We start from the raw sequence: 23674 nt of genomic DNA on the forward strand, positions 1-23674 counted from the left end.
TCAGCGACTGGCCTTCGCGGTCAGCTGCTCCCGGCAATAATCGGCAAACAACTGCGCCGGTTTGGTCAGTTGTCCGCGTTTGAGCCACGCGGCCACGAGGCCTGAGCCGGTGACGTCTTCGACGATGTCGACGCACACGACTTTCTTGCCGTCGTAGGTGCATTCCGAATGCGGGCGGGTGACCAGGATCGAGAAGCCGAAACCCTGGCCGACCATGCCGCGCACCATTTCGATCGACGGCGAGCTGAATTCGATGCGCGGCGACAGCCCGAGTTCTTCGAACAGGCTGACGAAGTAGGTGCGGCTCGGTTGCACGTCGAGCAGGATCATCGGTTCCAGGCACAAGTCCCGCAGCGAAACCTGCTTGAGCTGGGCGAAGCGGTGATCTGCCGGGAGCAGGGCGTAAGGCCGTTGGGCCGGCATCAGGGGTTCGGTTTCGATGGTGGCGTCGAGGTCGTGTTTGTAGAGGATTGCCAGGTCGAAGGTGCCCGAGGTCAGGCCTTGCACCAGTTCCTGTTGTTCGCCGTCGCGGATGCGGATCTTCACCCCCGGATACAGCGCCGAGAAGCCGGCAATCAGTTGCGGCAGGTACAGCGGCGCGACGGTTTCAAAACAGCCGATATCGATCTGCCCGGCCACCACGTCGTTGTCGGCGAGGGCGTTCTGTTCGAACTCCTTGGCCATGCGCAGCAGTTCCTGGGCCTTGCGGAAGAACCGCGCGCCGCTAGGCGTTAGCGACACGCCTTGGGCGTGATGGCGGATCAGCAGTTGCACGCCGAAGCTGTCTTCCAGCCCCTTGATCGCCGTGGAAATCGCCGGTTGCGCGATGTACAGCTTGCGCGAAGCCTCGGCGACGCTGCCGCATTCGACGGTGGTGATGAAATATTTCAACTGACGCAGGTTGTAAGCGGCCACGGTGAACCTCAAAGCGAACGGATTTCACATCCAAGCAATTTGTAAGCCGCCGGCCTCCGTTCTGTCGGCGGTTTTTTGTCCCTGAACAATAGCCCCATACGCGCGCGAAGGGGCCATCGGCTGGTTACCTTTTTTATTGTCTGCGAAGACATTTTTACTGGTTTTAGCCCGCACGGGCCTGAGCGACTATCACTGCGCACTGTTCGCAAAAGAATAAAAGTCCAAGGAGCAACCACCGTGTTCGAGCTTGCAGACTGGCAGCGCAAGACCGCTGAATTGAGCTATCCGTACCAGGCCGTGATCGACGGTAAATTGCGTGCGGCGCAGTCGGGGCAGACCTTTGCCGCGATCAACCCGGCCACCGGCCAGCTGCTGGCAAACGTCGCCGCGTGCGGTGAAGAAGACGTCGATGCGGCGGTGCAGAATGCGCGACAGGTGTTCGAGGCCGGCACCTGGGCCGGGCGTTCACCGACCGAGCGCAAGCAAGTGTTGTTGCGGCTGGCGGATCTGATTCTGGCCCATCGCGAAGAGCTGGCGCTGCTCGATTCGCTGAACATGGGCAAGCCGGTGATGGACGCTTACAACATCGACGTCCCGGGCGCCGCCGGGGTGTTTCGCTGGTACGCCGAAAGCCTCGACAAACTCTACGATCAGGTCGCGCCGAGCGCCTCGAATGTACTGGCGACCATCACCCGCGAAGCGCTGGGCGTGGTCGCCGCCGTGGTGCCGTGGAATTTCCCGCTGGACATGGCCGCGTGGAAACTCGCACCGGCGCTGGCGGCGGGCAACTCGGTGATCCTCAAACCCGCCGAGCAATCACCGTTCTCCGCATTGCGTCTGGCCGAGCTGGCGCTGGAAGCCGGGCTGCCGGCCGGTGTGCTGAACGTGCTGCCGGGGCTTGGAGAGCAGGCCGGCAAAGCTTTGGGCCTGCACCCGGATGTCGATTGTCTGGTGTTCACCGGCTCGACTCAGGTCGGCAAATATTTCATGCAGTACTCCGCGCAGTCGAACCTCAAGCAGGTATGGCTGGAGTGCGGCGGCAAGAGCGCCAATCTGGTGTTCGCCGACTGCAAGGATCTGGATCTGGCGGCGCAGAAGGCCGCGTTCGGGATCTTCTTCAATCAGGGCGAAGTTTGCTCGGCCAACTCGCGGTTGCTGGTGGAGCGCTCGATTCATGATCAGTTCGTCGAGCGCCTGAAGGCTCAGGCCGAACGTTGGCAGCCGGGCGATCCGCTGGACCCTGCGAGTGCGGCCGGGGCAATCGTCGATACTCGTCAGACCGAAAGCATTCTGCGCTTCATCCATCAGGCTGAGCGTGAAGGCGCGACCCGCGTCTGCGGAGGTCGGCAACTAAGTTTCAACGGTTCGGGCAACTTCATTCAGCCCACGATTTTCACCGACGTGCAGCCGCACATGACCCTGTTTCGTGAAGAAGTGTTCGGCCCGGTGCTGGCGGTGATTCCGTTCGATGACGAGGCCCACGCCCTGCAACTGGCCAACGACAGCGTCTACGGTCTGGCGGCGTCGCTGTGGACCGATGATCTGCACCGCGCGCACCGGGTGGCGCGGCAATTGCGAGCCGGTACGGTGTCGGTCAACAGCGTCGATGCGCTGGACGTGACCGTGCCGTTCGGCGGTGGCAAGCAGTCCGGTTTCGGCCGCGATCTGTCGCTGCACTCGTTCGACAAATACACCCAGTTGAAAACCACCTGGTTTCAACTGCGCTCATGACAGCCGCTCACAACAAGAAAGGAGATCCGGCGATGACCACCTCACGTGAAACCCGCGACTACCAGGCCGCCGATGCAGCGCACCACATTCATGCGTTCGTCGACCAGAAGGCCCTCAACGACGAAGGCCCACGGGTGATGGTGCGCGGTGACCGCCTGCATCTGTGGGACAACGATGGTCGGCGTTACCTCGACGGCATGTCCGGGCTGTGGTGCACCAACCTCGGCTACGGGCGCAAGGATCTGAACGCCGCGGCGAGCCGGCAACTGGAGCAGTTGCCGTACTACAACATGTTTTTCCACACCACCCACCCGCAGGTGATCGAGCTCTCCGAGTTGCTGTTCAGCCTGCTGCCTGGGCACTACAGCCACGCGATCTACACCAACTCCGGCTCCGAGGCCAACGAGGTGCTGATCCGTACCGTGCGCCGTTACTGGCAGGTGCTGAGCAAGCCCGAGAAGAAAATCATGATCGGCCGCTGGAACGGCTATCACGGTTCGACCCTGGCGGCGACGGCCCTCGGTGGCATGAAGTTCATGCACGAAATGGGCGGGATGATTCCCGACATCGCGCACATCGACGAGCCGTACTTCTTCGCCCACGAAGGCAACCTGACCCCGGCTGAATTCGGTCTGCGGGCGGCGCAGCAACTGGAAGCGAAGATCCTCGAACTGGGCGCGGACAAGGTCGCCGGATTCATCGCCGAGCCGTTCCAGGGCGCGGGCGGGATGATCTTCCCGCCGGAAAGCTACTGGCCGGAAATCCAGCGCATCTGTCGCAAGTACGATGTGCTGTTGTGCGCCGATGAAGTGATCGGCGGCTTCGGTCGCACCGGCGAATGGTTCGCCCACGAATACTTCGGTTTCGAGCCGGACACCCTGTCCATCGCCAAGGGCCTGACCTCCGGATACATCCCGATGGGCGGCCTGATCCTGTCGAAGAAAATGGCCGACGTGCTGGTGGAGCAGGGCGGTGTGTTCGCCCACGGCCTGACCTATTCCGGGCACCCGGTGGCGGCGGCGGTGGCGATTGCCAACCTCAAGGCCTTGCGCGATGAAGGCGTGGTGACGCGGGTCAAGGATGACATCGGCCCGTACCTGCAACAGTGCCTGCGCGAGGTGTTCGGCAATCACCCGCTGGTGGGCGATATACAGGGCACGGGCATGGTTGCGGCGCTGCAACTGGCCGAGGACAAGGCTACGCGCAAGCGCTTTGCCAATGAGAACGACATCGCCTGGCGCTGCCGCACGATCGGTTTTGAGGAGGGGGTGATCATTCGCTCGACCCTGGGGCGGATGATCATGGCGCCGGCGCTGATTGCCAGTCGTGAAGAGATTGACGAGTTGGTGGGCAAGACGTTGAAAGCGCTGGATCGTACGGCGCAGGAATACGGCCGGCTCTAACTCCCCCGATCGCTCGTTCCGTGTCCTGATCGTTCCCACGCTCTGCGTGGAAATGCCTCAAGGGACGCTCCGCGTTCCAGCTCTCGAATGGGACGCAGAGCGTCCTGGGCTGCACTCCCACGCAGAGCGTGGGAACGATCTCCGCCAGACTTTTTCCCAATCTGCACCCACCTCGGGCACCCCCGCCCGACGCGCCCTTTCGCGGTGCGCACTACCCAGTTTTTTCATCGTTCGCGTCTAACTATTTCCTCGTTTTCCTGACGCCAAGCCTGGGTCAACATCGATTTCGCCAGCCAAGGCATTGCCCGCCAGAGTCCAGCAGAGACCGCAGCGTGCAATCGCGACACCACGGCTGGCCGTACTGCCCATGACAACTAAATCAACAGCGTTGGGAGTGCTCCATGAACAAGTCCTTGTTTACCCGTCTTGCATGTCCTCTGGCGATTTCCGCCCTTTGCGTCACCGCCGCCCAGGCCGGCACCTTGTCGATCGGCCACACCACGTGGGTCGGTTACGGCACCCTGTATCTGGCTCAGGATCTGGGCTACTTCAAGGAAAACGGCCTGACCGTCGAATTGCCGGTGGTCGAAGAGGCGTCGATGTACATGGCCGCCCAGGCGTCCGGGCAATTGTCCGGCTCGGCCTCGACCATCGACGAAGTGCTGAAGTACCGCCCGCAGTTCTGCTTCAAAGCCGTGGCCGCGCTGGATGACAGCCATGGCGGCGACGGCGTGCTGGTCGGCAAGAACGTCAAGAGCCTGCAAGAACTCAAAGGCCAGGCGGTGGCCGTCAACGAAGGGTCGACCTCGCAGTTCTGGCTGTCGTACCTGCTGAAAAAGAACGGCATGAGCATGAGCGACATTACCGTGCAGAACATGACCGCCGACGATGCCGCTACCGCGTTCATTGCCGGTCGCGTGCCGGCCGCCGTGACCTGGGAGCCGCATCTGTCGATGGTGCGCGACAAGCAGCAGGGCAAGGTGCTGATCGACAGCAGCAGTACGCCTGGCGTGATCGTCGATGTGGTGGCGCTCAATTGCTCGGTGATCGAGAAGCAGCCGGAAGACGTCAAGGCGCTGGTCGCCGGCCTCTACAAAGCAGTGCAGTTCACCAAGGACCATCCACAGAAAGCCTACGAAATCATGGCCAAGGGCGTCGGCGGTTACCTGTCCGATCCGAAGGAACTGGCCGCCGCCGCGCAGGGCGTGCGCTTCTACGATCAGGCCATGAGCGAAAAACTCCTTGGCTCGCCGGGCAAGCCGGGTGACAGCGCGCCGCTGATCAAACTGGCCAACGAAACCGCCAGCGAATTGCAGGGCAAGCCCTACAACGTCAGCAACGATGATCTGGTGGATAACCGTTTCGTCAGCCCGTTCTAGGAGACTGGTCATGTTCAAGCGCAATTCATGGCTGAGCCGCTGCATCACGCCGAAGACCGGATTGCCGGTGCCGGTGGTGTGGAGCGCCAGCGGGCTGGCCTGGGTGTTGCTGGTCGGCCTGTGGGCCGGGTTGTCTTATGGCGGCGTCGTGCCGGGGATGTTCCTGCCGACGCCCGGCGCGGTGGTCGAAGCCGCCGTGCGCCTGAGCCGCGACGGCACCCTTGGCCAGCATGTCTGGGCCAGTGTCGAAGTGGTGATGGTCGGCTTCATCGTGTCGTCGCTGGTGGCGGTGCCGCTGGGCTTGCTGATGGGCAGCTTTCGCATCGTCCAGGCGTTCCTCGAACCGCTGGTCAATTTCATCCGCTACCTGCCGGTGACCTCGTTCGTGCCGCTGTTCATCCTGTGGATCGGCATCGGTCTGGAACAGCGAGTGTCGGTGATCATTTTCGGCGTGTTCTTCCAGCAACTGGTGATGATCGCCGACGTGTCCAAAGGCATCTCCAAGGATTTGATCAACGCCTCCTACACCCTCGGCTCCAACCGGCGTGACGCGGTGCTGCACGTGATCGCCCCGGCGTCGTTGCCCGGCGTGCTCGACACCTTGCGGGTGACCATGGGCTGGGCCTGGACGTATCTGGTGGTCGCCGAACTGGTCGCCGCATCGAGCGGCCTCGGTTACTTGAGCCTCAAGGCCATGCGCGGCTTTCAGGTCGATGTGATTTTTCTCGCCATCGCGATCATCGGCCTGCTCGGCCTGGTCACCGATCAACTGTTTCGCTTCTTGCGTTTGAGGATTGCCGCATGGGCTCAGTAACCGCTGCCAACCGTCGTTTCATCGAGCCGGTCGCCGCACCGGCCCACGCCGCGCCAAGGTTGCAGGTGGACAAGGTCAGCCTGCGCTACAGCAAACCCGGTGGCGGTACGTTTACCGCGCTGGAAGAAGTGTCGTTCGAGGTGCCGGACCAGCAGTTCGCGGTACTGGTCGGGCCGTCCGGTTGCGGTAAGTCGAGTCTGCTGTACCTCACCGCTGGCCTCGCCGAGCCGACCTCCGGCGAGATCTACGTTGGCGGTCAGCAAGTGCAGGGCCCCGGCGCGGATCGCGGGATGGTGTTTCAGAGCTACACGCTGTTCCCGTGGCTGACCGTGCGGCAGAACGTTGAATTTGGCCTCAAGCGTCGGGGCATGCCGGCGGCGCGGCGCAAGGAAATTGTCGATCACTATGTCCACGAAGTCGGCTTGTCAGGATTTGCCGACAACTACGCCAAGCAGTTGTCCGGCGGCATGATGCAACGGGTGGCGATTGCCCGGGCATTGGCCAACGATCCGCAGATCCTGCTGATGGACGAACCCTTCGGCGCCCTCGACAGCCAGACCCGCCTGCAAATGCAGCAGCTGTTATTGCGGGTGTGGGGCAACAGCAAGAAGACCGTGTTGTTCGTCACCCACGACATCGACGAAGCGATCCTGCTCGGCGATCGGGTGTATGTGATGGGCGCCAGGCCGGGGCGGATCAAGCAGATTCTCGATGTGCCGATCGAACGCCCGCGCACGCTGGACATGGTCATGGAGCGCTCGTTCATCGACATGAAGCGGCAGATCTTCGGGCTGTTGCACGATGATCTCGAAGAGTCCCATTGAGGTCAGTTGGGTGGCAGGAGGAACTTCGCAATCACCGGTAAATGATCGGAGATGCGCAAGGTGTCGTCCTGCCGCACCGTGGCTTCGACCCGTTTGATCTTCGGGCTGTAGAACAGGTAATCGACCGTGCGGTCCGGGCCGTTGAGGCCGGGGTCGTTGGGGTAATGGGTCAGCCATTTGGCGCGGTCGATGCCGCTGGCTTCGTTGTTGGTCGGGATCATCGGGTACTTGTCCCACAGCACATGCAGCGCACTGTCGGCGGAGTACGGCGTGCGCTGCTCGGTGGGCAGGCGCCGGTACTGGCCGAGCGGCAACAGGTTGAAGTCACCACCGATCAGCCACGGCGTGCCGTGGCTTTCGTGTTTGTCGAGGACCTTGGCCACCGCTGTCACCTGCGCTTGCAAGGTGTCGTCCGGTTGGGTGGCGCGATCCAGATGGGTGTTGAACACCACCAGTTGCCCGCCATCGCTGAGCGGCAAAGTGGTGGCGAGCAGCGCATCTTTCGGCTGGAACTGACGGCTGATGAGGTTCGCTGGCTGCACCGGTAATTGCAGGCGCTCGGCGTGTTCGATGCGGTAGCGGCTGAGGGTGGCGAGCTGCCGGCCGACGCTGCCGAAGATGTGCGGATCCGGGACGAAATCGGCCTTCCAGTCGAAGGCGTGGGCGCTGCACGGGTAGAGGTCGGTCAGACGCTCCTGCAACAGCTTGAGCTGGTTCTGGTAGTCGCTGGCCTTGGCGCCGTCATCCAGTTCCTGCAACAGCACCACGTCGGGCTGTTCGTCGCGGATCACTCTCGCGACTTCATCGAGGCTGAACGCCATGTCTTCCGGGGTCGGGGCTTCGTCGTCGCCTTGCGCCAGGTCATTCCAGAACACGTAGCGCTTGCCGGCCAGGTATTGCACGTTCCAGGTCATGACTTTCAGGGCCTGGCCGGGCACCAGCGTCGGCGGTTGCCCGGTGCAGCTGACCGGCAGGGTTTCCCGGGCGTCGGGGCGCCAGGTCAGGCTGAAGATCAGCGTGCCGATCAGGGCGAGGGCGAGCAGTACGGGCAACAGGATGTAGCGCAGTAGACGGGTCATGGCTCGGCTTATAGCGATACGGAAGTGGTCCCGAGCATACCCGAGACCCATCCATCAGCCCAAGCTCGGTGCAGTCAGACTATTCCGTCACGTTTGTCGGGCAATTCGCTAATCAGCATGAACAGGCGGAACAGCACCACGCTAGTGAACAGTTGCAGGAAGCTGTGGCCACTGTCGATCAGCACCGCAATCAAAGGATTCTGCGGATCGGGATAGACCTGCAAAGTCAGGCCCTTGAGCAGCCACAGCGGCCCCATCACACACAGAATGCACACCAGAATCCGCAGAAAATGCCCACGACTCAGGCGCAGGCTTTCCTTCATCGCCTGCAGCGGACCGTAACCGCGCAGCACCAGCAGGTATTCACCGAAGGCCAGAGTGACCATCAGCCACAGCCCCGGCAGGAAATACAGGGACAGACCGAGCAGGATCAACAGCGTGTTCAGCGCAGTCAGCAGGGCAAAGCGCGGCCACAGGCGAGCGGCCATCGCCAGCAGATCGCGGGTTTGCGGGGATTCGCCGCGGGTGCGGGCGTCGAGAAACAGAATCAGCGCGGCGGTGTACAGCGGATAGACCAGCAGGCCGACGATCACGCTGATGGCCGAGTAACCGTCCGGGTCGCTGGCATGGTCGACCACCTGTTGCAGCACGGCTTCGACAATCACCAGCGGCAGGCACAACTGGACGATCCGGCCCAGATTGCGTTTGAAGAAATACAGGGAGTCGCGCAGCACATCGAAGGCATTCATCAGTCGGTATCGCAGGTCAAAAACAGTGGCCCACTTTAACCGATGATCCGTTTCGCTGCGCAAACGTAAACGTTCGGTAAAGGTCATTGAAACATTCTGTTGCTGCCTCCATTACAGAGGTGCGCCTTCTCCGATGTGGAGGAGGGCAACGTTATCCCCGGCAATCTACGAGGTCGCCATGAACAGCGAAGAACAAACCCTGATCGATGGACTGTTTTCCCGGCTGCAACAGGCCGAAACGGAGGCAGCCCCGCGCGACGCACTGGCTGAAGCGCGGATCAAGGAACACCTGACGCGCCAGCCGGCCGCAGGTTATTTCATGACCCAGGCGATTCTGGTGCAGGAGGCTGCCCTCAAGAGCCTCGACGAACAGAACAAACAACTGACTCAACAGGTCAAGCAATTGCAGGCCAAACTGCAATCGGCCAAGGCCCAGAGCGCGCCGCCGGCCTCCAGCGGTGGTGGCTTCCTGTCGAGCATCTTCGGTGGCAGCAGCCCGCGCCCGGCACCGACCCAGAGCGCCCCGACCTCCACTGGCGGCTGGCGTGAACCGGCACCTCAGCAGAACTTCGGTGCGCCTGCGCCGCAACAGAACTTCGGCGCGCCACCACCGGGTTATGGCCAGCAACAAGCGGCCCCGGCGGCCGGCAGCAGCTTCCTCGGCGGCGCCCTGAAAACCGCCGCCGGTGTGGCCAGTGGCGTGATGCTGGCACAAGGCATCAGCAGCCTGTTCCATCACAACCAGCAGCCGGAAGAAATCGTCGAAGTCATCAAGGAAGAGCCAGCTCAGGTCAACGACCAGAGCAACAACGGCTGGGGTGATGATCAGCGCATGGCCAACAACGACTCCTACGGTAATGACCAGGGTGGCTTTACCGACACCGACTACAGCGATGACAACTCATCGTTCTTCGATGACGACGATTCCTTCGTCTGACTCACCATTCGTCCGGGGCGCCTGATCGCCCCGGGCCGATTATTCGCGGAACCTTCCTTCGGGCTGGCATACTGAGCGCCTTTTTCGGGCCTGGTGCCTGATCCGGCTCATGCGCGTCAGCGCTCACAGGAACTCCGGTGAAAAAAATCGCAGTGTTCGCCGATGTGCAGAACCTCTACTACACCGTGCGTCAGGCCTATGGTTGCCACTTCAACTACGCGGCGCTGTGGGCGGATGTCAGCCAGCACGGGCAGATCGTCGAGGCCTACGCCTATGCGATCGACCGGGGCGACAGCAAACAGCAGCAGTTCCAGCAGATCCTGCGCAACCTCGGTTTCACCGTAAAACTCAAACCCTACATCCAGCGCAGCGATGGCTCGGCCAAGGGCGACTGGGACGTGGGCATCACCCTCGACATCATGGACGCCGCCGATCACGTCGACGAAATCGTCCTGGCCTCCGGTGACGGCGATTTCGACATGCTGCTCGAACGCATCATCAACAAACACGGCGTGCAAGCGGTGGCCTACGGCGTTCCCGGCCTTACGGCCAACTCGCTGATCCGCGCCGCCAGCCGTTACGTGCCGATCGAAGGCGCACTGCTGTTGAAAAATTGAGCGCAAGCTCAAGACTTGATTTGGACGGAGTACAACCCGGTTTGGAACGCATTGCAGTCATCGACTTTGAAACCACCGGCATCTCGCCGAGCAGCAGCTGCCGGGCCACGGAAATTGCCGTGGTCATGCTGGAAAACGGCCGCATCGTCGAGCGTTACCAGAGCCTGATGAACGCCGGCGTGCGCGTCCCGGCCTTCATCGAACAACTCACCGGCATCAGCAACGCCATGCTGCGCACCGCGCCGTCGGCCGAGCGGGTGATGAACGAAGTCAACGAATTCGTCGGCTGCACCCCCTTGCTGGCGCACAACGCCGCGTTCGACCAGAAGTTCTGGGACTTCGAACTGGGCCGGATCAAACGCACCCGTTTGCAGAACTTTGCCTGCTCGCTGTTGCTGGCGCGCCGCCTGATGCCGGCGGCGCCGAACCACAAGCTCGGTACGCTCACCACCTTCGCCCAATTGCCGCACACCGGCCAGGCGCACAGGGCGATGGCGGATGCGGAGATGGCGGCGAATTTGCTGGCGCATCTGGCGGATGAACTGCGGCACAAGCATGGGGTGCGGGAGCTATCGCACGACTTGCTGTGCAAATTGCAGAAAGTCCCGGCTGCTAAAGTGGTTGAGCACTTGCAACGCTATCGCTGAATTCCGGCCCCGGTTGATCGTTCCCACGCTCCGCGTGGGAATGCCTCAAGGGACGCTCCGCGTTCCAGCTCTCGAATGGGACGCAGAGCGTCCCGGGCTTCATTCCCACGCAGAGCGTGGGAACGAGCGGGACGGGAAGGTTACTTGGTGTTGCCCTCGATATGGCCGAGCGGCACCCGCTTCTCTATCGCACTCGACAACACGATCGACGTCTTGCTGAACCCGAATTTCGCCACCCGGTTTATCAGCTCTTCCAGCTCGGTCATCGAACCCACCGCGGCCTTCATGATCACGCACGGATCGCCCGTCACTCGAAAGCACTCGGTCAGTTGCGGAATTTTCACCAGTTCGTCGTAGACCTTTTGACTGCCGTTCTGGTGGAGGCGCAATTCGATCACGCACTGGATCGGCAAGCCGATTTTCGACAGGTCGATGTTCGCCTGATACCCGGTGATTACTCCGGCCGCCTCAAGTTTGGCCACGCGCTCGGCGACGGCGGGGGCGGAGAGGTTCACTTTGCGGGCGAGGTCGGCGTAGGACGCGCGACCGTTTTCGAGCAGGGCGCCGAGCAGCATGCGGTCGTATTTGTCCAAGGTCGGACTCCTGAAAATGCCAGACTTTCGAAATCGCGGTTAAGACCGTCGATCTCCGTGTTTTCAAAAGTGTACCGGCGCTATAAACAGGTTTTGTAACTTATTTTTAGCGGTTGGCCTTTCTAGAATAACCAATCCACTGAGTCTGACTTTCGAGCTGCCCATGTCTGCCTTGCGCCGTTTTTCCTTGCCCTTGATCGCTGCGTTTTTTGCGTTGTACGTGATTTGGGGATCGACCTATCTGGTGATCCGCATCGGCGTCGAGTACTGGCCGCCGCTGATGCTCGGTGGTGTGCGCTTCGTGATTGCCGGCACTCTGATGTACGCGTTTCTGCGCTGGCGCGGTGCACCGGCGCCGACCTGGGCGCAGTGGAAGGCGGCGGGGATCATCGGGATTCTGTTGCTCAGTTTCGGTAACGGCGCGGTGACGCTGGCCGAGCACAGTGGCGTGGCCTCGGGTGTCGCGGCGTTGGCGGTGGCGACGGTGCCGCTGTTCACTTTGCTCTGCGGTTATCTCTGGGGGGCGCGCAACACCCGCCTGGAGTGGGCCGGGGTGGTGATGGGGATTATCGGCATCGCGATGCTCAACATGGGCTCCAACCTGCAATCGAGTCCGCTGGGCGCGGCGTTGCTGATTTTCGCGGCAGCGAGCTGGGCGTTCGGTTCGGTGTGGAGCAAACACCTGCCGCTGCCTCAGGGCGCAATGGCCAGTGCCGTGGAAATGCTGGTTGGTGGGGCGGTGTTGCTGATCGGCAGCGCGGCCAGCGGTGAACACCTGCAGGCTATGCCGCCGCTGGAAGGCTGGCTGGCGCTGGCGTACCTGATCTTCTTCGGCTCGATCATCGCCTTCAACGCTTACATGTATCTGTTGAAAAACGTTCGTCCGGCGGCAGCCACCAGTTATGCCTACGTCAACCCGGCGGTGGCGGTGTTGCTGGGGATCGTGTTTGTCGGCGAGACCATCGGCATCGAAGAAGCGCTGGCGATGCTGGTGATCATCGGCGCGGTGGTGCTGATCAGTCTGCCACAGTGGCGGCGTCCGGCGCGGCCGCCGGTGGTCAGCGAGCCGGCTGCCGCAGCGAAGGTCATAGCGACGGAGCAGCGTGCGAATTAGGGTAAACTGCGCGCCATCGCACACTTGCTCTGATTTTTCCTACGGTACTCCCATGACTTTCGCCACCCTTGGCCTGATCGAACCCTTGCTGCGCTCCCTCGAGAAGCTCGGCTACCAGACCCCGACGCCGGTGCAGGCGCAAGCCATTCCGGCCGTGCTGGCCGGTCGCGACCTGATGGCCGCGGCCCAGACCGGCACCGGCAAGACCGCCGGTTTCGCTTTGCCGCTGCTGCAACTGCTGGCGATGGAAGGGCCGAAAGTCACCGCCAACTCGGTGCGCGCGCTGATTCTGGTGCCGACCCGCGAGCTGGCCGAGCAAGTCCACGAAGCCGTGCGCCAGTACGCTGAGAACCTGCCGCTGCGTACTTACGCGGTGTACGGCGGCGTCAGCATCAACCCGCAGATGATGAAGCTGCGCGGCGGTGTCGATCTGTTGGTCGCGACCCCGGGCCGTCTGCTCGACCTGTTCCGCCAGAACGCGCTGAAGTTCAACCAGCTGCAAACTCTGGTGCTGGACGAAGCCGACCGCATGCTCGACCTGGGCTTTTCCGAAGAGCTGGCGAACATTTATCGCGCGCTGCCGAAGAAGCGGCAGACGCTGCTGTTCTCCGCGACCTTCTCCGATGACATCCGCCTGCTGGCCGGGCAGATGCTCAACGATCCGCAGAGCATCGAAGTCAGCCCGCGCAACGTCGCCGCCAACACCGTCAAGCAGTGGGTGGTGACGGTGGACAAGAAGCGCAAGCCGGAACTGTTCGTGCACCTGATGCGCAAGAACAAGTGGAAGCAGGTGCTGGTGTTCGCCAAGACCCGTAATGGTGTGGACGCGCTGGTCGAGAAACTTCAGGGCCTGGGCGTGAACGCCGACGGTATCCACGGCGACAAGCCGCAAGCGACCCGGCAGCGGGCGCTGGATCGGTTCAAGCTGAGCGAAGTGCAGATTCTGGTGGCCACTGATGTTGCTGCCCGTGGTCTGGATATCGAAGATTTGCCGCTGGTGGTCAACTTTGATCTGCCGATCGTGGCCGAGGATTACATTCACCGTATCGGCCGGACTGGCCGCGCGGGTTCGACCGGTGAGGCGATCTCGCTGGTGTGCGCTGATGAAGTGAACATGTTGTCGGCGATTGAAATGCTGACTCGCAGCACGTTGAAGCGTGAGGTTGAGCCGGACTTCGTGCCGGAGCACCGCGTGCCGGACACCGATGCCAGTGGCCAGGTGATCAAGAAGCCGAAGAAACCGAAGAAGCCGAAAGCTTCCGGTGGTGGCGGTGGCAAGCGCAATCTGGGCAAGTGGGTGGACAGCGGCGAGACTCAGGCGCCGGAGCCTTCGATCAAGCCTGTTCGTAAAGTGCCGGTGTTTAATACCGGGCCGCGTAAGCGTAAGCCTTAAAGATTGCCTTAAAGATCAAAAGCCCCCTCACCCTAGCCCTCTCCCGGGGGGAGAGGGGACTGATCGAGTTGTTTTTGCGAGTTACGTCGACCTGAAATATCGAGTCGAACTCAAGTTATGAAAAACACTTGATCGATAAATCCATAAACGACTCGGTCTTTCAGGTCGATGTATGACGCCAGACACCGCGGTCTGCTCCCTCTCCCTCCGGGAGAGGGCTGGGGTGAGGGGAAAGGGGCGACCCGATCTCAGCGTCGTAACCAGTCCAGCATCCCCAACCCCGCCGCCCGGCCACTGGCAAAGCACGCCGTCAGCAGATACCCGCCCGTCGGCGCTTCCCAATCCAGCATCTCCCCCGCACAAAACACCCCCGGCAACGCCTTGAGCATCATCCGCTCATCCATCGCCTCGAACGTCACCCCGCCGGCACTACTGATCGCCTCGTCCAGCGGACGGGTTTTCACCAGCGTCAGCGGCAAAGCCTTGATCGCCCGGGCCAATATTGCCGGATCAGCAAACGTCGCAGCACCAGTGAGCTCTCGCAACAGCGCCGCTTTCACCCCATCAATCCCGACCTGACTGTGCAGATGCTTGGCCATCGAGCGCGAACCCCGTGGTTTGCTCAACGCCGCCTGCAATTTATCCACAGGCCGACCGGGCAGCAGGTCGATGTGAATGGTCGCGGCACCGTGCACATTGATCGCCTCACGAATCGGCGCTGACAGCGCGTAGATCAGGCTGCCCTCGATGCCGGTCGCGGTGATCACGCATTCACCCAAACGCGGAACATCGTCGTTCAAACCGATGGCGATGTTTTTCAACGGTGCTCCAGCGAATTTGCTGACCATCAACTCGCTCCAGGCCTGCACCTCGAAGCCGCAGTTACTCGGCTGCAACGGCGACAGTCCTACGCCGCGTTGCTCCAGCGGCAGCATCCACGCGCCGTCGGAACCCAGTCGCGACCAGCTGCCGCCGCCGAGGGCGAGCAGGGTGGCATCGGGGTTGAGGGTTTTCTCGCCTTCCGGGCTGTCGATGCGCAGCGCGCCGTTTTCGTCCCAGCCGAGCCAGCGGTGGCGGGTGTGGATAACCACGCCGCTGTCGCGCAGGCGCTTGAGCCAGGCGCGCAGCAATGGCGCGGCTTTCATGTCGGTGGGGAACACCCGGCCGGAGCTGCCGATAAAGGTTTCGATGCCCAGTTCGTGAATCCAGCGGCACAGTGCGTCGGCGTCGAACGCGCGCAGCAGCGGTGCGATGTTCGGGGCGCGTTCGGCGTAGCGCGAGAGGAATGCCGGGTAGGCTTCGGAGTGGGTGATGTTCATGCCGCCAACCCCGGCCAGCAGGAACTTGCGGCCCACCGAGGGCATGCCGTCGTACAGATCGACGCGGACTCCGGCCTGGCTCAGCACTTCGGCGGCCATCAGGCCGGCGGGGCCACCGCCGATGATGGCGACGTGAGCGGGAAGGGCGGCGGAAGTCTGGGTCATGGCAGCGGCAATAGCGTGGCGGAATAAGCGGCGCATTCTAGCAGCAGCGGCCATCGTCAGGCCTGATCAAAAAACAACCAGCGCGCTGCAGGCCATGTTCAGCATGGTCTGTAGTCCCTTTCGCTCAGGTTATCCACAGGCCGTTCCACAGCCATTGTGGGTAACGCAGCACAACTCAATGACAACCCGATGACTGCCAGACGCGCTGCGCACTGTGGTGCAGGATTCCGTGGCGGCGGGCGAGGGCGTGGCGATCCTTGCTGTAACCGCCGCCGATCACCCCGACCACCGGGATGTCGCGGCCCAGGCAGTGGCGCATCACACTTTCATCGCGGGCGGCGACGCCTTCGTCGGTCAGTTGCAGATAACCGAGGGCGTCGTCCTTGTGCACGTCGACGCCGGCGTCGTACAGCACCAGATCCGGCTGATACAGCGGCAGCAGATAGTTGAGCGCGTCATCGACAACCTTCAAGTAGTCGGCGTCGCCCATGCCGTTGGGCAGCGGAATGTCCCAGTCACTTTCGGCCTTGCGTGCAGGAAAGTTCTTTTCGCAGTGCAGGGAAACGGTGATTGCTTCCGGGGTGTTGTGCAGAATCCGCGCAGTGCCGTCGCCCTGATGCACGTCGCAGTCGAAGATCAGCACGCGGTTCACCCGGCCGCTTTGCAGCAGGTAGTGGCTGATGATCGCCAGGTCATTGAAGATGCAGAAGCCGGCGGGGTAATCGTAGTGGGCGTGATGGGTGCCACCGGCGAGGTGACAGGCCAGGCCATGTTCCAGGGCTTTCTCTGCCGCGAGAATCGAACCGCCGACCGCCCGCACCGTGCGTCGGGCCAGGGCTTCGTTCCACGGCAGACCGAGGCGCCGCTGGTCTTCGCGGGACAACTCGCCACTCATGTAGCGTTCGATATAACCGCGGTCATGGGCCAGGGCGAGAATGTCGGCGGGGCACAGTTCAGGGCGCAGCAGGTCTTCGTCGCGGGTCAGGCCGCTGTCCACCAGGTGATCGCGCAGCAGGCGGAACTTGTCCATGGGGAAGCGGTGTTCCGCCGGGAATTCCGGGCTGTAGTCTTCGTGGTAGATCAGCGGCAACGGCATGGTGGACTATTCATAAAGGCTGCAGGAAAGAGTGCAAAGCCTAACAGCGATGTAGACTGACGGCATCAAGCGGAGGGGCGGGATGGAACCGATACTGGAGCTGGAAAGCGCAAGGCTGCTGATGCGCCAATGGCAGGACGAGGATTTGCCGGCGTTCGCGGCAATGTGCGCCGACCCGCAGGTGATGCGCTACTTCCCCGCGCCCTTGAGCCGGCTGGAAAGCGCCGCGTTGATCGGCCGGGTGCGCGGGCATTTTGCCGAACACGGTTATGGCCTGTGGGCGCTGGAGCGCAAGGACAGCGGCGAGTTCATCGGTTTTACCGGGCTCGGCGTGGTCGGCTTCGATGCGCCGTTCACCCCGGCGGTGGAAATCGGCTGGCGGCTGGCCAAGGAACACTGGGGCCTCGGTTATGCCAGCGAGGCGGCGTGGACCGCGCTGCGCTGCGGTTTTGACCGGTTGGCCCTGAAGGAAATCGTGTCCTTCACTGCGCAGAGCAATCTGCCGTCGGAAAAAGTCATGCAGGCGATCGGCATGCATCACGATCCAGCCGACGATTTTGATCACCCGAAACTGGCGGTCGACCATCCGTTGCGTCGACATGTGTTGTACCGCATCACCCGGGAGCAATGGCTGCAGACCCTGCATGGCTAAGCCGACACGGACGTTTACAATGGCGCGATCATTGGCTCGCGCCAGAATCTGAATTGGCCGCCGCAGTCAGGACTGCGCGGCATAGCGTTGTGTGAGGAGAGTCTGAATGAGCCAAGTGTTGGAAGATCTGGTGGATCTGCTGACCCTCGAACCGATCGAGGAAAACCTGTTCCGTGGTCGCAGTCAGGATCTGGGCTTTCGCCAGTTGTTCGGCGGCCAGGTATTGGGCCAGTCGCTGTCGGCGGCCAGTCAGACCGTTGAAGAAGCGCGTCATGTGCATTCGATGCACGGTTATTTTCTGCGTCCGGGCGATGCCAAGTTGCCGGTGGTGTATTCGGTTGACCGCGTGCGCGACGGCGGCAGTTTCAGCACCCGCCGCGTGACCGCGATCCAGAAGGGCCACCCGATTTTCACTTGCAGCGCGTCGTTTCAGTACGACGAAGAAGGCTTCGAACACCAGAGCCAGATGCCGCAAGTGGTCGGCCCGGAAAACCTGCCGTCGGAGCTGGAACTGACCCAGCAACGCGCGCACCTGATCCCGGAACACATGCGCGAAAAGCTGCTGTGCCCGAAGCCGATCGAAGTGCGCCCGGTCACCGAAAAAGACCCGTACAACCCGCAACCGGCGGATCCGGTCAAGTACGTGTGGTTCCGCGCCGACGGCGCCTTGGCCGACATCCCGGCGCTGCACAAATACCTGCTGGCCTACGCCTCGGACTTCGGTCTGCTGACCACCTCGATGCTGCCTCACGGCAAATCGGTCTGGCAGAAAGACATGCAGGTCGCCAGCCTCGACCACGCGCTGTGGTTCCACAATGACCTGCGCGCCGACGACTGGTTGCTCTATGCCATGGACAGTCCGTGGGCCGGCAACTCGCGCGGGTTCTCCCGGGGCAGCGTGTTCAACCGCGCCGGGCAACTGGTGGCGTCGGTGACCCAGGAAGGCCTGATCCGTCATCGCAAGGACTGGGCATGAGTCTGGCGGATGTGCGGCACTGGGTGTTCGACATGGACGGCACCCTGACCGTCGCCGTGCATGACTTCGCGGCGATTCGCGTGGCGCTGGCGATCCCGCCGGAGGACGACATCCTTACCCACCTCGCGGCATTGCCCGCCGAGGAAGCAGCGGCGAAACATGCGTGGCTGCTGGAGCATGAGCGCGATCTGGCGCTCGGCTCGACCCCTGCGGTCGGCGCGGTGGAGCTGGTGCGCGACCTGCACGCCAGGGGTTATCGCCTGGGCATCCTGACCCGCAATGCGCGCGAGCTGGCCCACGTGACGCTGGAAGCCATCGGCCTGGCCGACTGCTTTGCGGTGGAGGATGTGCTGGGTCGCGAGGAAGCGCCGCCGAAACCGCATCCGGGCGGTTTGCTGAAACTGGCCGAAGCCTGGCAAGTGCCGGCGAGCGAGATGGTGATGGTCGGAGATTACCGCTTCGACCTCGACTGCGGTCGGGCAGCGGGTACGCACACGGTGCTGGTGAACCTGCCGGATAATCCGTGGCCGGAGCTGACCGATTGGCATGCGAAGGATTGTGTGGAGTTGCGGCGAATGTTGTTCGCTTGAAAAAAAAACGGGGGCTTCGGCCCCCGTTTTTTATTGCTCGAACAGTGCTTTCTGGCCTTCCGGCGAGGTCAGCATGCCGTCGCCGTTATGCCCGACGCCGGGCACTTCGATCAGGCGCTGATTGATCCCTTCAGGGTGACGACGCAGCAAGTAACCGAAAAACAGCTTCCCGCGCTCCAGTCGATAAGCCCCTTGGGCTTTGGCGGCGCAGCTCTTGTCCAGCGCCGGGTGCTGCGGGTCGGTGTCCTGCTGGCCCAGCAGATAAATCACCTCGCGTTTGACGTAACGGCCTTCAAGCTGCGCGGGCGTTTGCCCACCCGCGTAGATCGGCGGGTCCACCAGACCGTACTTCCAGCGGTTGAAACCCGGGCACTTCGCATGATCGAAGGCCACCGGGCGTTGCTCATTGAAGTAGGCGTAGGACGACGGGTTGGCCACCACATAACGCAAGCGAATGCCTTCGGTCTTGAGCGCCGGCTGTTCCTGGGCCAGCAGCACATAACGCTGCACCACCTGGGCACCGCCGGAGTGACCGAAGATCACGATCTGCTTCACGTCCGGAAACTGCTTGCGATCGCTCAGCCTTCCGACGATTTCGTCCAGTGCGGCGTAGGAACTCAGCGGATTCGGCCCTGTGGATAACCCGCCGCCCATCCACTCGTTGCCTTGCCAGCGCAGCACGCTGGCGGGTAGCGAGTAGAGCGACACATCGCTTTCGTTGAGAAACTGCGGGGCGATCACCAGGGTGTTGGCGGTTTGCCCGGCCAGTTCCGCCGCGACTTCGCCGCTTTTGCGATAGGTCTCGGCGTTGCGCAGGCGGCCATGAATGACGATCAGCACGCGCTCGATTTTCGCCGGCGCCGGGCCGATGCCCACCGCCATTTCGCCGGCCTGCAATTGCAGACGCCCGGGACTGATTGCGTCGACGCCGGCCGCTTGGGCGGTGCCGCCGATGAACAGTAAAGCCAACAGCCATTTATGCATTTACAGGTTTTTCGCCGCAAAGGTATCGCACTGGCCGACCTGGCCCTGGGCGAATCCGGTTTTGAACCAGCGCACCCTTTGCGCCGACGTACCGTGAGTAAATGAGTCCGGCACCACACGGCCCTGACCCTGTTGTTGCAGGCGATCATCACCGATGGCGTTCGCTGCGTTCAAGGCTTCTTCGATGTCGCCCGGTTCCAGCCAGTTCAGACGCTTCTGCGCGTTGTAGGCCCAGACCCCGGCCAGGCAATCGGCTTGCAGTTCCTGACGCACCAGCAGACCGCCGTCACCTTCCATCTGCCGGCCTTGCTGGCGGGCTGTCTGAATTTTCGCCGAGACGCCGAGCAGCGTCTGCACATGATGTCCGACTTCGTGAGCGATCACGTAGGCCTGGGCGAAGTCGCCGGCGGCCTTGAAGCGCTGGGCCATTTCCTGGAAGAACGCCATGTCCAGATAGACTTTCTGGTCTGCCGGGCAATAGAACGGGCCGGTGGCCGAGGTCGCCAGACCGCAGGCGGAATTGACCCGGTTGCTGAACAGCACCAGGGTCGGATCCTTATATTGCCGGCCGGCCTGCTGGAAGATCGCGCCCCAGGTGTCTTCGGTGTCGCCGAGGATCGAGCGCACGAATTCGGCCTGTTCATCGTTGGCCGGCGGTGCCTGACGGGTCTGCGAAGTAGGGGCCGATTGTTCGGTCATCTGCCCGGTGAGCTGGCCGAGGATCTGCAGCGGGTCCTGGCCGGTGATCCAGCCGATGCCGACGATCAGCAGGATCGCTCCGAGGCTCAGGCCCTTGCCGCCGCCGAAGCGCATACCGCCACCACCGCCCATGTCATCGCCACGGGCATCGACGACGTTGTCACTGCGTCGGCCTTTTTTCCATAGCATGTGGGAATCCTCTGTCTGATCGTGGTGATGAGTGTTGCTGGTGTGTGAGTGTGGCGCCAGTCCGGTCGTCCGTCTATTCGTACACACGCACAAAGGCCCGGCCTCGGGGTGACGAGGTCGGGCCTGTTATTGACGAGCGCGAGCGCCGGGAATTCAATCCGCCGGCGGTTTTCTTTCGCCGGGTCAGATTTCAGCGGTCGAAGGCATCCCATACCGGCGCGAAGTCCGGGCTGACCTGACGTTCGCGCTTGGACAACGCAGCGATCAGCGCCCGGTCGTCGTCATCCAGTTTGACATTCAGCGAGGCCAGGTTGGCCAGTTGATTGGTCTTGCTGCTGGCCTTGGGAATCGCCGCGACGTTGTCCTGATCCAGCAGCCACTTCAGCGCCACTTGAGTCGGCAGCACGCCGTGTTTTTCAGCGATCTGCTGAATCTGAGGAATCTCCGAGACCTTGTTGCGTGCCAGCGGCGTGTAGGCCGTCAGCGCCAGATCGTGTTGACGGGCGTAGTCGAGCAGGGCGTTTTGTCCGAGCAGGACGTGGTACTCGACCTGAATGGCTGACAGAGGAATGCCGTATTCCTCGACGACTTTGCGCAGCAGCGGCAGCGGAAAATTCGCCACACCGATGTTGCGAGCCAGACCTTGCTCCTTGAACGACGCGAGGGTTTCAAGGGTGCGCGGCAGGTCCCAGTCGGTGGTCGGCCAATGGATCATGAACAGGTCGACGTACTCGCTGCGCAATGCCTTGAGGCTGCGATCCAGCGAATGACGCATGGCATCCGGTTGCAACTGGTCCCACCAGACCTTGGTGGTGACGTGAATCTGCTCGCGGGGTGTCGGCGTATTCGCCAGGGCCTGTCCGACTGCGTCTTCGTTGTTGTAGGCCGCCGCTGTGTCGATGTGTCGGTAACCGAGTTCCAGGGCTTGTTCTACGGCGCGGGTGCATTCGTCGCCGAGCATCGGGCAGGTGCCGAGGCCGAGTTTTGGCAGGTTCAGTCCTTGTCTGTTAACGATGTGCTGCATGGTCGATCTCCTGTTCGAAAGCCGTGACGCCCGCCATGTGTCGGGCTGCGATGTAACCGAAAGTCAACGCCGGGCCGAGGTTGATCCCGCCCGCCGGATAATGCCCGCCCATGATGCTGGCCATGTCGCCACCGGCCGCGTAGAGCCCGGTGATGGGCCGGTCTTCGGCGTCGAGCACCTGCGCATGCGGGTTGACCTTGAGCCCGGCGAAGGTGCCGAAGCAGCCCGGCTGCACCTTCACCGCGTAGAACGGGCCTTGTTCGATAGGTGCCACGCACGGATTGGGCTGTTGCGCCGGATCGCCCTGTTTGCGGTTGTACGGGGTCGAGCCGCGACCGAACAGCGGGTCTTCGCCGTGCCGGGCATGGTGGTTGTAATCATCGACGGTGGCGCGTAAACCCTTCGCGTCGATGCCGCATGCGCCGGCCAATTCCTCCAGGGTATCGCCGGTTTTCAGATAGCCGCTGCGGATAAAATCTGACACCGGCACCGGAAACGGCCGAGACATGCCGAGCCCGTAACGGCGCTGGAACGCGCGGGTGCAGATCAGCCAGGACGCGACCTCTTCGCCTTCGGGGGCGGCGGCGACCATGGCGCTGACGTAGTCGTAATAGCCGTTGGCTTCGTTGACGAAGCGCTGGCCGTTGCGCAGCACGCCGATGACGCCCGGTTTGCCGCGTTCGATGATGTGCGGGAAATGGCCGATGCTGCCGTCGGAATGTGGCACCTGCGAGACCGGTGCCCACGCCACGGGCGAGGCCACATCGGTGTTGACCCGGGCTCCGACGGTTTCGCCCAGTCGCAGGCCGTCGCCATTCACTCCCAAGGGTGGCAGCGCCCAATGTTCGTGACCGGTGGGCGTGCGCGGGAACAAGGCCTTGCGCCGCTCGATGTCGTTGGCAAATCCGCCGGCCGCGAGCACCACGCCCTTGCGCGCATGGACAGTGACCGGGCCTTTCGCGGTGTGCACGCGAGCGCCGGTGATGCGTGATTCGTCGCGCAGCAGTTCCGTCACTGGCGCCGATTCCCACAGCAGTACGCCGAGGTCTTCGGCGGATTTCGCCAGCCGCGCCACCAGCGCCACGCCGTTGACCAGTTGCATTGCCCGGCCGTACAGCGCCAGGTCCAGCAGGTGGCGAGTGAAACGCCGGGTCACGTGCCAGGCCGCCGACAACGAGCGGGTCAGATTGAGAAACGCCGACAGGTCCGCGCCGGCCATGATCGGCATGCCCATGAACGATGTTTCGCGCATGGTTGTACGAAGACGCTTGAGCAGGCGCCCGACCTTTCGTCCGTCGTAGGGCGCTGCAATCACCGAGCGTCCGCCGGTGCCGGCGCCCGGTGTTTCGCCGTGGATGTCGGCAATGGCGTTGCCGTCCGCGAATTGCAGGGCGGTGTGTTGTTCGAAGAACGCCACCATGCGCGGGCCGGCTTCAAGGAAGGCGTCGATCATGGCCGGGTCGTAGTGCTCGCCGAGTTCGTGGCGCAGATAGGTGCGCGGCAGTTCCACGTCTTCCACGATCCCGGCGCGCCGGGCCAGCGGATTGCACGGCACCCACGCCCAGCCGCCGGACCACGCGGTGGCGCCGCCGAACACCGGATCCTTTTCTACCACGATGACCTTCAAGCCATGCCAGGCGGCGGTGACGGCGGCCGACAAACCAGCGGCGCCGGAGCCGACCACCAGAACGTCGCAGTCGATATCGGGAAGGGCAGACATCAGCAAGGGCTCCAGCAATCAGTTGTTTTTAGAATCATGTTCCAGAAAATAACCAGTGCGGGCGA

General features: G+C 62.5%; 23 protein-coding genes. 13 read left to right on the forward strand and 10 right to left on the reverse strand.

Features of this window, described 5'->3' with window-relative positions:
• Entirely contained in the window at positions 1 to 915 is a 915-nt protein-coding gene (locus tag AC07XZ_RS07425) for a LysR family transcriptional regulator (protein WP_007958716.1), read from the reverse strand.
• Positions 916 to 1152: 237 nt separating this feature from the next.
• Between AC07XZ_RS07425 and AC07XZ_RS07430 the strand changes: the two genes are divergently transcribed.
• The 5 genes from AC07XZ_RS07430 (at position 1153) to AC07XZ_RS07450 (ending at position 7066) form a co-directional block, all read left to right on the forward strand.
• On the forward strand, positions 1153 to 2646 hold the full coding sequence (locus AC07XZ_RS07430) for an aldehyde dehydrogenase (protein ID WP_102686356.1): 1494 nt from the start codon (positions 1153 to 1155) through the stop codon (positions 2644 to 2646).
• A 32-nt stretch (positions 2647 to 2678) separates the two neighbouring features.
• Complete coding sequence (locus AC07XZ_RS07435) at positions 2679 to 4049, forward strand: aspartate aminotransferase family protein (protein ID WP_102686355.1); 1371 nt, start codon at positions 2679 to 2681, stop codon at positions 4047 to 4049.
• 401 nt (positions 4050 to 4450) lie between these two features.
• Entirely contained in the window at positions 4451 to 5428 is a 978-nt protein-coding gene (locus tag AC07XZ_RS07440; protein WP_102686353.1) for an ABC transporter substrate-binding protein, read from the forward strand.
• 10 nt (positions 5429 to 5438) lie between these two features.
• Positions 5439 to 6242 (forward strand): ABC transporter permease, encoded by an 804-nt coding sequence (locus AC07XZ_RS07445; RefSeq protein WP_064599626.1) that lies wholly within the window; start codon positions 5439 to 5441, stop codon positions 6240 to 6242.
• Positions 6230 to 7066, forward strand: a complete 837-nt coding sequence (locus tag AC07XZ_RS07450; protein ID WP_102686352.1) for an ABC transporter ATP-binding protein — start codon at positions 6230 to 6232, stop codon at positions 7064 to 7066. Before AC07XZ_RS07445 ends, AC07XZ_RS07450 begins: the two co-directional genes overlap by 13 nt.
• A 2-nt stretch (positions 7067 to 7068) precedes the next feature.
• On the opposite strand, the gene AC07XZ_RS07455 is transcribed toward AC07XZ_RS07450, so the two are convergent.
• Positions 7069 to 8145, reverse strand: a complete 1077-nt coding sequence (locus AC07XZ_RS07455) for an endonuclease/exonuclease/phosphatase family protein (protein ID WP_102686351.1) — start codon at positions 8143 to 8145, stop codon at positions 7069 to 7071.
• Between the two features lie 74 nt (positions 8146 to 8219).
• Complete coding sequence (locus AC07XZ_RS07460) at positions 8220 to 8894, reverse strand: YciC family protein (RefSeq protein WP_218189661.1); 675 nt, start codon at positions 8892 to 8894, stop codon at positions 8220 to 8222.
• Positions 8895 to 9072: 178 nt separating this feature from the next.
• On the opposite strand from AC07XZ_RS07460, the gene AC07XZ_RS07465 reads away from it, so the two are divergent.
• From AC07XZ_RS07465 to AC07XZ_RS07475, 3 genes are all read left to right on the forward strand, one after another.
• Complete coding sequence (locus AC07XZ_RS07465) at positions 9073 to 9831, forward strand: DUF2076 domain-containing protein (RefSeq protein ID WP_102686350.1); 759 nt, start codon at positions 9073 to 9075, stop codon at positions 9829 to 9831.
• A 137-nt stretch (positions 9832 to 9968) separates the two neighbouring features.
• Complete coding sequence (locus tag AC07XZ_RS07470) at positions 9969 to 10448, forward strand: NYN domain-containing protein (RefSeq protein ID WP_007958730.1); 480 nt, start codon at positions 9969 to 9971, stop codon at positions 10446 to 10448.
• 41 nt (positions 10449 to 10489) lie between these two features.
• Complete coding sequence (locus tag AC07XZ_RS07475) at positions 10490 to 11095, forward strand: 3'-5' exonuclease (protein WP_102686349.1); 606 nt, start codon at positions 10490 to 10492, stop codon at positions 11093 to 11095.
• A 140-nt stretch (positions 11096 to 11235) separates the two neighbouring features.
• Here the strand turns inward: AC07XZ_RS07475 and AC07XZ_RS07480 are convergent, their stop codons facing one another.
• Positions 11236 to 11688: an Lrp/AsnC family transcriptional regulator gene (locus AC07XZ_RS07480; RefSeq protein WP_102686347.1), complete on the reverse strand. Its 453-nt coding sequence runs from the start codon at positions 11686 to 11688 to the stop codon at positions 11236 to 11238.
• Between the two features lie 163 nt (positions 11689 to 11851).
• Between AC07XZ_RS07480 and yedA the strand changes: the two genes are divergently transcribed.
• Positions 11852 to 12802: a drug/metabolite exporter YedA gene (gene yedA / locus AC07XZ_RS07485; RefSeq protein ID WP_102686346.1), complete on the forward strand. Its 951-nt coding sequence runs from the start codon at positions 11852 to 11854 to the stop codon at positions 12800 to 12802.
• Between the two features lie 52 nt (positions 12803 to 12854).
• On the forward strand, positions 12855 to 14195 hold the full coding sequence (rhlE1, locus tag AC07XZ_RS07490; protein WP_007958742.1) for an RNA helicase RhlE1: 1341 nt from the start codon (positions 12855 to 12857) through the stop codon (positions 14193 to 14195).
• 248 nt (positions 14196 to 14443) lie between these two features.
• Here the strand turns inward: rhlE1 and AC07XZ_RS07495 are convergent, their stop codons facing one another.
• Positions 14444 to 15679 (reverse strand): TIGR03862 family flavoprotein, encoded by a 1236-nt coding sequence (locus AC07XZ_RS07495; protein WP_102686345.1) that lies wholly within the window; start codon positions 15677 to 15679, stop codon positions 14444 to 14446.
• Between the two features lie 175 nt (positions 15680 to 15854).
• On the reverse strand, positions 15855 to 16775 hold the full coding sequence (locus tag AC07XZ_RS07500) for a histone deacetylase family protein (protein ID WP_064382144.1): 921 nt from the start codon (positions 16773 to 16775) through the stop codon (positions 15855 to 15857).
• 82 nt (positions 16776 to 16857) lie between these two features.
• On the opposite strand from AC07XZ_RS07500, the gene AC07XZ_RS07505 reads away from it, so the two are divergent.
• The 3 genes from AC07XZ_RS07505 (at position 16858) to AC07XZ_RS07515 (ending at position 18993) form a co-directional block, all read left to right on the forward strand.
• On the forward strand, positions 16858 to 17427 hold the full coding sequence (locus AC07XZ_RS07505; protein ID WP_064382143.1) for a GNAT family N-acetyltransferase: 570 nt from the start codon (positions 16858 to 16860) through the stop codon (positions 17425 to 17427).
• A 106-nt stretch (positions 17428 to 17533) separates the two neighbouring features.
• The gene (gene tesB, locus AC07XZ_RS07510; protein ID WP_007958750.1) at positions 17534 to 18403 is read left to right on the forward strand and encodes an acyl-CoA thioesterase II; all 870 of its coding nucleotides are present in this window, start codon (positions 17534 to 17536) and stop codon (positions 18401 to 18403) included.
• Entirely contained in the window at positions 18400 to 18993 is a 594-nt protein-coding gene (locus AC07XZ_RS07515) for an HAD family hydrolase (RefSeq protein WP_102686344.1), read from the forward strand. Before tesB ends, AC07XZ_RS07515 begins: the two co-directional genes overlap by 4 nt.
• A gap of 30 nt (positions 18994 to 19023) precedes the next feature.
• Here AC07XZ_RS07515 and AC07XZ_RS07520 read toward each other — a convergent pair whose 3' ends face one another.
• From AC07XZ_RS07520 to AC07XZ_RS07535, 4 genes are all read right to left on the reverse strand, one after another.
• Positions 19024 to 19977, reverse strand: coding sequence for a hypothetical protein (locus tag AC07XZ_RS07520; RefSeq protein WP_102686343.1), 954 nt, complete (start codon positions 19975 to 19977; stop codon positions 19024 to 19026).
• Positions 19978 to 20865, reverse strand: coding sequence for a KPN_02809 family neutral zinc metallopeptidase (ypfJ, locus tag AC07XZ_RS07525; protein WP_039771788.1), 888 nt, complete (start codon positions 20863 to 20865; stop codon positions 19978 to 19980).
• A gap of 190 nt (positions 20866 to 21055) precedes the next feature.
• Positions 21056 to 21889: an aldo/keto reductase gene (locus AC07XZ_RS07530; RefSeq protein ID WP_102686342.1), complete on the reverse strand. Its 834-nt coding sequence runs from the start codon at positions 21887 to 21889 to the stop codon at positions 21056 to 21058.
• The gene (locus AC07XZ_RS07535) at positions 21873 to 23609 is read right to left on the reverse strand and encodes an FAD-dependent oxidoreductase (protein WP_173892708.1); all 1737 of its coding nucleotides are present in this window, start codon (positions 23607 to 23609) and stop codon (positions 21873 to 21875) included. The genes AC07XZ_RS07530 and AC07XZ_RS07535 overlap by 17 nt, the downstream gene beginning before the upstream one ends.
• Positions 23610 to 23674: the final 65 nt, after the last annotated feature.

It is taken from the genome of Pseudomonas sp. GW458-11-26-14-LB4 (assembly GCF_059423925.1).

Bases quoted from the DNA above. Each gene is read 5' to 3' on its own strand.
- AC07XZ_RS07435 (WP_102686355.1), top strand. From the start codon at position 2,679: ATGACCACCTCACGTGAAACCCGCGACTACCAGGCCGCCGATGCAGCG.
- AC07XZ_RS07440 (WP_102686353.1), top strand. From the start codon at position 4,451: ATGAACAAGTCCTTGTTTACCCGTCTTGCATGTCCTCTGGCGATTTCC.
- AC07XZ_RS07445 (WP_064599626.1), top strand. From the start codon at position 5,439: ATGTTCAAGCGCAATTCATGGCTGAGCCGCTGCATCACGCCGAAGACC.
- AC07XZ_RS07450 (WP_102686352.1), top strand. From the start codon at position 6,230: ATGGGCTCAGTAACCGCTGCCAACCGTCGTTTCATCGAGCCGGTCGCC.
- AC07XZ_RS07455 (WP_102686351.1), bottom strand. From the start codon at position 8,145: ATGACCCGTCTACTGCGCTACATCCTGTTGCCCGTACTGCTCGCCCTC.
- AC07XZ_RS07460 (WP_218189661.1), bottom strand. From the start codon at position 8,894: ATGAATGCCTTCGATGTGCTGCGCGACTCCCTGTATTTCTTCAAACGC.
- AC07XZ_RS07465 (WP_102686350.1), top strand. From the start codon at position 9,073: ATGAACAGCGAAGAACAAACCCTGATCGATGGACTGTTTTCCCGGCTG.
- yedA (WP_102686346.1), top strand. From the start codon at position 11,852: ATGTCTGCCTTGCGCCGTTTTTCCTTGCCCTTGATCGCTGCGTTTTTT.
- rhlE1 (WP_007958742.1), top strand. From the start codon at position 12,855: ATGACTTTCGCCACCCTTGGCCTGATCGAACCCTTGCTGCGCTCCCTC.
- AC07XZ_RS07495 (WP_102686345.1), bottom strand. From the start codon at position 15,679: ATGACCCAGACTTCCGCCGCCCTTCCCGCTCACGTCGCCATCATCGGC.
- AC07XZ_RS07500 (WP_064382144.1), bottom strand. From the start codon at position 16,775: ATGCCGTTGCCGCTGATCTACCACGAAGACTACAGCCCGGAATTCCCG.
- AC07XZ_RS07505 (WP_064382143.1), top strand. From the start codon at position 16,858: ATGGAACCGATACTGGAGCTGGAAAGCGCAAGGCTGCTGATGCGCCAA.
- tesB (WP_007958750.1), top strand. From the start codon at position 17,534: ATGAGCCAAGTGTTGGAAGATCTGGTGGATCTGCTGACCCTCGAACCG.
- AC07XZ_RS07515 (WP_102686344.1), top strand. From the start codon at position 18,400: ATGAGTCTGGCGGATGTGCGGCACTGGGTGTTCGACATGGACGGCACC.
- AC07XZ_RS07520 (WP_102686343.1), bottom strand. From the start codon at position 19,977: ATGCATAAATGGCTGTTGGCTTTACTGTTCATCGGCGGCACCGCCCAA.
- ypfJ (WP_039771788.1), bottom strand. From the start codon at position 20,865: ATGCTATGGAAAAAAGGCCGACGCAGTGACAACGTCGTCGATGCCCGT.
- AC07XZ_RS07530 (WP_102686342.1), bottom strand. From the start codon at position 21,889: ATGCAGCACATCGTTAACAGACAAGGACTGAACCTGCCAAAACTCGGC.
- AC07XZ_RS07535 (WP_173892708.1), bottom strand. From the start codon at position 23,609: ATGTCTGCCCTTCCCGATATCGACTGCGACGTTCTGGTGGTCGGCTCC.